At 71.6% G+C, this 7081-nt stretch carries 7 protein-coding genes; 6 read left to right on the forward strand and 1 reads right to left on the reverse strand.

Annotation, left to right across the window (positions count from 1 at the left end):
• The 3 genes from D7Y21_RS42085 to D7Y21_RS39250 all read left to right on the forward strand — a co-directional run.
• The coding region (locus D7Y21_RS42085; protein ID WP_158627423.1) for a hypothetical protein at nucleotides 1-242 on the forward strand (242 nt) is incomplete at its 5' end.
• On the forward strand, nucleotides 242-1078 hold the full coding sequence (locus D7Y21_RS39245) for a cytochrome c oxidase subunit II (RefSeq protein WP_121718435.1): 837 nt from the start codon (nucleotides 242-244) through the stop codon (nucleotides 1076-1078). The genes D7Y21_RS42085 and D7Y21_RS39245, both read left to right, overlap by 1 nt.
• Complete coding sequence (locus D7Y21_RS39250) at nucleotides 1075-2808, forward strand: cbb3-type cytochrome c oxidase subunit I (RefSeq protein ID WP_121718436.1); 1734 nt, start codon at nucleotides 1075-1077, stop codon at nucleotides 2806-2808. Before D7Y21_RS39245 ends, D7Y21_RS39250 begins: the two co-directional genes overlap by 4 nt.
• On the opposite strand, the gene D7Y21_RS39255 is transcribed toward D7Y21_RS39250, so the two are convergent.
• Nucleotides 2805-4262: a glycosyltransferase family 87 protein gene (locus tag D7Y21_RS39255; protein WP_233612469.1), complete on the reverse strand. Its 1458-nt coding sequence runs from the start codon at nucleotides 4260-4262 to the stop codon at nucleotides 2805-2807. The genes D7Y21_RS39250 and D7Y21_RS39255 overlap by 4 nt on opposite strands.
• 604 nt (nucleotides 4263-4866) lie before the next feature.
• Between D7Y21_RS39255 and D7Y21_RS39260 the strand changes: the two genes are divergently transcribed.
• The 3 genes from D7Y21_RS39260 to D7Y21_RS39270 form a co-directional block, all read left to right on the forward strand.
• Nucleotides 4867-5442 (forward strand): hypothetical protein, encoded by a 576-nt coding sequence (locus tag D7Y21_RS39260; RefSeq protein WP_121718438.1) that lies wholly within the window; start codon nucleotides 4867-4869, stop codon nucleotides 5440-5442.
• On the forward strand, nucleotides 5439-6437 hold the full coding sequence (locus tag D7Y21_RS39265) for a cytochrome c (RefSeq protein WP_121718439.1): 999 nt from the start codon (nucleotides 5439-5441) through the stop codon (nucleotides 6435-6437). The genes D7Y21_RS39260 and D7Y21_RS39265 overlap by 4 nt, the downstream gene beginning before the upstream one ends.
• A 103-nt stretch (nucleotides 6438-6540) precedes the next feature.
• The coding region (locus D7Y21_RS39270; RefSeq protein WP_121718440.1) for a LysM domain-containing protein at nucleotides 6541-7081 on the forward strand (541 nt) is incomplete at its 3' end.

The following is a 7081-nucleotide window of genomic DNA, read 5'->3' on the forward strand; positions in this document are numbered from 1 at the left end:
CGGGGAGGCTCTTCCGGAAGTCCGGGCCGTGGCTCGGGCTCGTCGGGGGGCTGGTGCCGGCGGCGGCGCTGGCGTGCCCTTCGTGCACGGCCCGGGCGCCGGAGTCTCCGGGTGGGGCAGGCGAGCTGCTGCTGGCGCTGATGCTGGTGCCCTTCGCGCTGGTGGGCGTGGGGCTCTGGGCGGCCTGGCGGGCGGGGCGAGTGGAGCGGGCTTCGGCCCCCGTGGAACAGGAGCATCCGTGATGGCGGAGTCCCCGGCGTTGTCCCCGTCGTCCGCGAGCGACGTCGCGCCGCCGGATGCGCAGGCGCCCCTGGCGGTGCCGCCCGCGCGTGGCGCCTGGAGCCTGGCGCCGCCGGAGAACGCGAGCGCGACGGGCGACCGCATCGACGCGCTGCTGGCCACGAGCCACGGCTTCGACATGGCGCTGGCGGCGGTGATGCTCGGGTGGATGTTGCTGGCGGTGTTGCGCTTCCGGGGTGCCCGGAAGGTGGCGCCGGACGGGGGCACGCGGCGCTCGCGGGCGTGGGTGCTGGGGCTGGCCGTGGGCGTGTTCGCCGTGGTGGATGGGACGCTGTTCCTGGGCTCCCAGGGCTACCTGGACGACGTGCTCTGGAACTTCCGCGTCCCCACGGAGGATCCGCGCACGGTGCGCATCCAGATCAACGCGCACCAGTGGTCGTGGGAGGCGCGGTACGCGGGCGCGGACGGGGCGTTTGGCACGAAGGACGACGTGGTCACGTGGAACGACCTGCGCGTGCCGGCGGACGTGCCCGTCTGGGTGCAGTTGGTCTCCACGGACGTGGTGCACGGGTTCGCGCTGCCGGCCTTCCGCGTGAAGCTGGACGCCATTCCGGGCCGCGTGAACCAGACGTGGTTCCAGGCCGCTCGCGAGGGCGCGTGGGAGGTGGCCTGCTACCAGCACTGCGGCACCAGCCACTACCGGATGCGCGGCATGCTGACGGCGCTGTCCCCGGAGGCGTACGCGGCGTGGCTGCGCGAGGCGAGCCTCAAGGCGGAGCAGGGCTACGACCCGGATGACACAGCGGCCCACTGGGGCTGGGTGTGGAGGACGCCATGAAGGCGGGGGCGCTGCTGAAGTCGCTCTGGACGACGGACCCCCAGCGCGTGGCGCGGCAGTACCTGTGGGGCGGGTTCCTGTTCCTGCTGATAGGTGGCCTCTTGGCCATGCTCATCCGCTTCCAGTGGGCGTGGCCCGGGCAGCCGGTGCCGGGGCTCGCATGGGTGTTGCCCGAGTCGAAGGGCGCGCTGACGCCGCCCACGTACACGGCCGTGTTCACGATGCACGGCCTCTTGATGATCTTCTTCGCGGTGACGCCGCTGCTCTTCGGCGCGCTGGGGCACTTCGTGCTGCCGCTGGCCATCGGGTCGAAGCAGATGGCGTTCCCCCGGCTGTCGCCGTTCGGTTTCTGGGCCTACGCGGTGGGCGGCGCGCTGATGCTGGTGTCGTTCGTGGTGCGGCTGGGGCCGGCGAGCGCGGGGTGGACGTCGTATCCCCCGCTGGCGACGCCCGCGTTCACGCCGGGGCTGGGGCAGACGCTGGTGACGGTGGCGGTGCTGTGCGTGGGCGTGTCCGCGTTCCTGTACGGGCTCAACTTCGTCGTCACTGTGGTGCGCTGCCGCGCGCCGGGGATGACGTGGGACCGGATGCCGCTGGTGGTGTGGGGGCTGTTCTACGGCGCGGTGCTCAACGTGCTGTTCGTGCCGGTGTTGGCGGCGGCCACGGTGCTGCTGTTGTTGGACCGGGTGGCGGGCACGCAGTTCTTCATCGCGGGCGCGGCGGCGGTGGGCGGGGGCGGCGACCCGGTGGTGTACCAGCACCTGTTCTGGCTGTTCGGCCACCCGGAGGTCTACATCCTCATCCTGCCCGCGTGGGGCATGGTGGGGGACTTCGTGGCGTTCTTCAGCCGCAAGCCCGCGCACGGCTACCGGCTGACGGCAGGGTCCATGGGCGTGGTGACGGCGCTGAGCGGCGCGGTGTACGCGCACCACCTGTTCACCAGCGGGATGGCGCCGGTGCTGGGGCGCACGTTCATGGTGCTGACGCTGCTGATTTCATTGCCGGCGCAGGTGATGTTCCTCAACTGGCTGATGACGCTGTGGCGGGGCAGCGTGCGGCTCACGTCGCCCATGCTCGCGGCGCTGGCGACGATGGTGGTCTTCGGCCTGGGCGGCATCACGGGACTGGCGCTGGGAGCGGTGGCGACGGACGTGCCGCTGCACGGGACGATGTGGGTGGTGGGCCACTTCCACCTGACGATGGGCGCGGCCAGCTTCCTCGCGGTGTTCGCGGGGCTCTACTTCTGGTTCCCCCGCATGTACGGGCGCGCGTTGGATGAACGCATGGCCAAGGTGCACGTGCTCCTGAGCGCGGTGCTGTTCATCGCCGTCTTCGGTGGACAGCTGGTGGCGGGCTACGCGGGGCAGCTGCGGCGGCTCTATGACCCGTACCAGTACACGTTCCTCGCGCACCTGCTCACGTTGAACCGGTGGACCAGCTGGGCCGCGTTCGCTTTGGGCGCGGTGCAGTTGGTGTTCGTGGTGAACTTGGTGCGGACGCTCAAGTGGGGCCGGGCCGCGGAGCCGAACCCGTGGCAGGTGGGCACGCTGGAGTGGATGGACGCGGGCCCTGGCGCCGTGGTGCTGCGCGGGCCGCATGCGCTGTCGCAACCGGAAGTACAGGAGCAACTGGGTCGCGATTGGATTGGTCAGGCGGAGCCGATGCCCTCGGGCGTGTCCGTGGCGGAGCCGGTGGTTCCGCCGGTGCCCGGGGTGGAGGGCGCCGGCTAGCGGTGCTCCCAGAGGTCCACGCCGCCGGCGTCGCCCTCGGGGAAGCGGCGGATGAAGCGCTGCTTGAACCAGGGGCGGCTCTCCGGCGTGAGCTGCCAGGTGCCCCGCCAGCCGAGGACGACGAAGCGGCAGGCGCCCAGCGTGATGCGCAGGGCCTGCTGGGCATCGGAGGAGGAGAGGGCCTCGTCGGTGGTCTCGAAGCGGTCGCCGGTGCTCATGGCGTCCTGGAGCATGGTGGCGTAGCCATCCACGATGGGCGTGGCGCCCATGGGGAGCCGGCCCGCCGCGAGCGCCCAGCCGGGCTCGAAGGAGAAGAGGCACGCATTGGGAGGCACGTCCGCGCGGATGTGCTTCGCGAGCGCCACCACGTCCGGGGCCTGCAGTTGGGCGCTCTGGTAGACGTGCCGGGCGCCGGGAATGAACGCGGCGGCGAGCAGGAGCGCGGCCACGGCGTGTGAGGCCGTGCGGCCCCAGCGGGTGCTGAAGGCGTGGAGCACGGAAGCGCCCAGGCCCGCGAGCACGGCCTCCGAAGCGGCGAGGTGCGCGTTGTACTGGTTCCAGTAGGTCCGTGACGCGAGGAACAGGACCACGCTGAGGACGAACGCGCAGGCGAAGAAGCGCGCGGCGGGGCGGTGCTCCGGAGCGGCTCGGAAGGCGCGCACGCACGCGGTGCCCAGGCCCACGAGGGCGAGGAGGACTTCGCCCCACCGGCGCTCGTGGAAGATCTCGCGCAGGCGCAGCCAGCGGTCCAGCTCACCATCCGGGGGACGCACGGCCTGGAAGGTGATGACGTCGCGGAGGAACTCGGACGGGGCGAGCGCGGCCAGGGGGCCCACGACGACGACGAAGGTGGCGAACGCGACGAGCACGGGCAGGAGCGCGTGACGCCAGGACTCCTTCCCCGGGCGCGCGAGCAGCGCGGCGATGAGCCACAGTCCCCCCGGAATCTTCACGGAGATGGCGAGCCCCAGGAGCACGCCCGCGCCGATGCGGCGTGCTCGGGAGTGGGGGCCGGAGGCGAGCCAGAGGTTCGCGAAGCCCAGGCACAGGACGTTGAGCAGGGGCTCGAGGAAGGTGCCGCGCTCCACGAGGGCGGCCTCCGGATACGCGGCGTAGGCGAGCGCGGCCACGCAGCCCGCGAGCGGACCCCAGGCGCGCCAGGCCACCCGGCCGGCGAGGAACACGCACAGCGCGCCCACTGCGGCGGCGAGGTAGCGGGTGATGCCGTAGGCGGTGGCCGCGTCGAGCCCCAGCGTGAGCGCGGCGCCGGGAGCCCAGAGCAGGAGGCTTCCTGGCGGGTGGACGAAGATGAAGTCGCGGTAGGGCAGGTCCCCGCGCAGCAGGAGCGACGCGGCGGAGAAGTACACGCCCTCGTCGTAGTCCATGGGGTAGCCCATGGCGCCGGAGCGATGGAAGAACGCCAGTGCGCGCAGCATCCAGGCGCCCAGCGCCACGATGATCAACGGCCAGACATCCAGGCCCCTCGAAGCGCGAGGAGGAACGGACGGGGACGGCGCTGCGAGCGGAGTGGGCGCGGGTTCCATCGGAGTCAGCGCGACAGGCTACTACCGGCGGGCCGGGACACACGCGGGGTTCTTGCGTCGGGGGAGGCACGGCCGAGCCAGGGACACATCGCATCCCGGAGGTGCGGGGCCGTCAGCGCCGGGTTTCCATGCCACGATGCATGGAGGCGCGTGGGCCCCGCTCGAGCTGGCTTCGTACGTTGGCAGGCCCGGAGGCGCGGGGCCGTTGGCGCTGGGTTTCCGTGCCACGAAGCCTGGAAGCCCGTGGGCACTACCCGGGCTGGCCTCGTGCGTTGGCAGTCCCGGAGGCGCGGGGCCGTTAGCGCCGGGTTTCCATGCCACGCTGCCTGGAAGCTCGTGGGCACTGCCCGGACTGGCATCGTGCGTTGCGCCGCGACTCACGCGATTGCCCGTTCCGGCTCACGGGTGTGATGCATGGAGGTGATTCGGTCGATGGGCGCCGCTCCGAGGGACGGGGGGCCGCCCGGCTTCCTGGTGCTTTCCGCCGGGCCCAGGCATGCGAGAGTCCAGCCCTGTGAGCACGAACGACCCCGCCGGGACGCTGGCCTCCACGTCCCCCCAGCGCGACGAAGCGAACCTCTGGTTCGGGGTCGTCATCGCGCATGGCGCGGCGGCGATGCTCTTCTGCGCGATGGCCTTCACCGCGGGCTTCTACCGGCTGCGCGGCTTCTGGCCTCCCGCGTCCGCGCGCCCCGGCGTCCTCGTCCCCGCGCTGGCCGGTGGGCTCCTCGTCATCGGGGTCGTGCTGCTGCACGTCGCGCTTCGGCAGCCGCGGCCGGGCCGGCTCACGTTGGCGGGCGTGCTGGGCACCGGGGCGGCGTTCCTCGCGACGCAGGCGGCTTGGCTGCACGTGCTGTTCTGGTACCGGGACCTGCGCATCCCCGACAGCGGCGTCTTCGCCTCCGCGCTGTATGGCTTGTCGGCGGTGCAGGCCGTGCATCTGGCGGTCGTGCTCGTGGGCTTGCTGCGCGCGGGACTTCGCGTTCTTCGCGGTCAGGACGCAAGCGCTCCGTTGCGGCGCGCCCTGCCTGGCTGGTGGTGTTCGACGGTGATGTACAGCGTCCTCTTCGCGGTGGTGTACCTCCCATGAAGCCCACTCCCTGCTTCTCGTTCCGTGTGCTCGCCGTGCTCGCGTTGGGGGCGCTCGCTCCCGCGTGCCGCAAGGAGACGCCCTCCTTCGAGCCCCTGAAGCTCGCGGACGGCACCGTCATCCCCGCCGCGACGCTGGCGCGCGGATACGACGTCTACACGCACTACTGCGCGTCCTGTCACGGCGAGAAGGGCGACGGCCAGGGCCCGGCGGGCTCCGGGATGCGGCCTCCTCCGCGCAACTTCCACCAGGGCCTGTACAAGTTCGGCGGCGTGGCGGCGGGAGAGCTGCCCACTGACGACGCGCTGAAGCGCACGCTGCGCCGGGGCCTGCACGGCACGCCCATGTTCGCGTGGGACGTGCCTCCGGCGGACGTGGACGCCGTGGTGCAGTACCTCAAGACCTTCAGTCCGCGCTGGAAGCAGGAGTCGCCCGGCGCGGCCATCGCCCTGTCCGACGACCCGTGGAAGGGCCGTGAAGCCGAGGCAGTGGCGCGCGGCCGCACCGTCTACCACGTGGCCGGCAAGGGCAACGCGGGCTGCGCCAGCTGCCACGTCGCGTACCTGCCCCGAGCGGAGCTCGCCGCGCTCATGGAGAGCGTCACCGGCCGCAAGGTGAACCTGGCGAACGCGGATCCGTACACCGCGCTGCAGCGGGATTCGGACTACTCGCTCACCGTGGACGCGAAGGGCGAGGCCACGCAGTTCGCCAAGGTGCTGCCGCCAGACTTCCTCTTCCACCGCCTGCGCACCGTGTGGCCGCAGGACACTCGAGTGGAGGGCCAGCCGTACACCGCGCAGGCCCAGCGCGAGGACCTCTACCGCGTGATGGCCGCGGGCGTCGGCGGCGCCGCCATGCCGTCGTGGAAGGGCGCCATCCCGGAGGAGAACCTCTGGGCGCTCGCGTACTACGTGCAGAGCCTCGTCGTGATGCACGACACCGGCGCCGCCCGCGACCTTCAGCAACGGTTGCGTGACTCGAAGGCGCAGCAATAGCGGATAGATGCAGTAACCTGAAAAGTAGGTCTTCCTGGGAAACTAATTCCCAGGCGTCGCGAAAATCCGGGCACTGATTCCATCTTTTCCCGGAGTTCCATTCGTGACGACCTATTCCGTTCGCAGCGGCGACACGTTGAGCGGCCTCGCGCAGCGCTACAACACGTCGGTGGCTTCGCTCCAGAAGACGAACCACATCGCGAACGCGAACCTCATCCGCGTGGGCCAGAGGCTGACGGTCCCGGACGGGTTCCAGGCGGCGCCGTCGAAGGCGGGCAGCTACACGGTGCGCAGCGGGGACACGCTGAGCGGCATCGCGGGGCGGCACGGCACGACGGTGGGCGCGCTGGCGAAGGCGAACCACATCGCGAACCCGAACAAGATCCAAGTGGGCCAGCGGCTGACGATTCCGGGCGCGGGTGGGGGCGCGGCGCCGGTGACGTCGAAGCCGCCGTCGTCCGGGGGCGCTTCGTACACGGTGCGCAGCGGGGACACGCTGAGCGGCATCGCGGGGCGGTACGGCACGACGGTGGGGGCGTTGCAGCAGGCGAACCACATCGCGGATCCGAACAAGATCTACGTCGGGCAGAAGCTGACGATTCCGGGCCGCACGGGAGGCACGGGCGGGACGTCGAAGCCGCCTC

The sequence above is a fragment of the Corallococcus sp. AB045 genome, assembly GCF_003668895.1.
GTDB lineage: Bacteria > Myxococcota > Myxococcia > Myxococcales > Myxococcaceae > Corallococcus > Corallococcus coralloides.

Excerpts from the sequence above, each read along its gene's own strand:
- D7Y21_RS39245 (WP_121718435.1), top strand. The coding sequence starts at position 242 with ATGGCGGAGTCCCCGGCGTTGTCCCCGTCGTCCGCGAGCGACGTCGCG.
- D7Y21_RS39250 (WP_121718436.1), top strand. The coding sequence starts at position 1,075 with ATGAAGGCGGGGGCGCTGCTGAAGTCGCTCTGGACGACGGACCCCCAG.
- D7Y21_RS39265 (WP_121718439.1), top strand. The coding sequence starts at position 5,439 with ATGAAGCCCACTCCCTGCTTCTCGTTCCGTGTGCTCGCCGTGCTCGCG.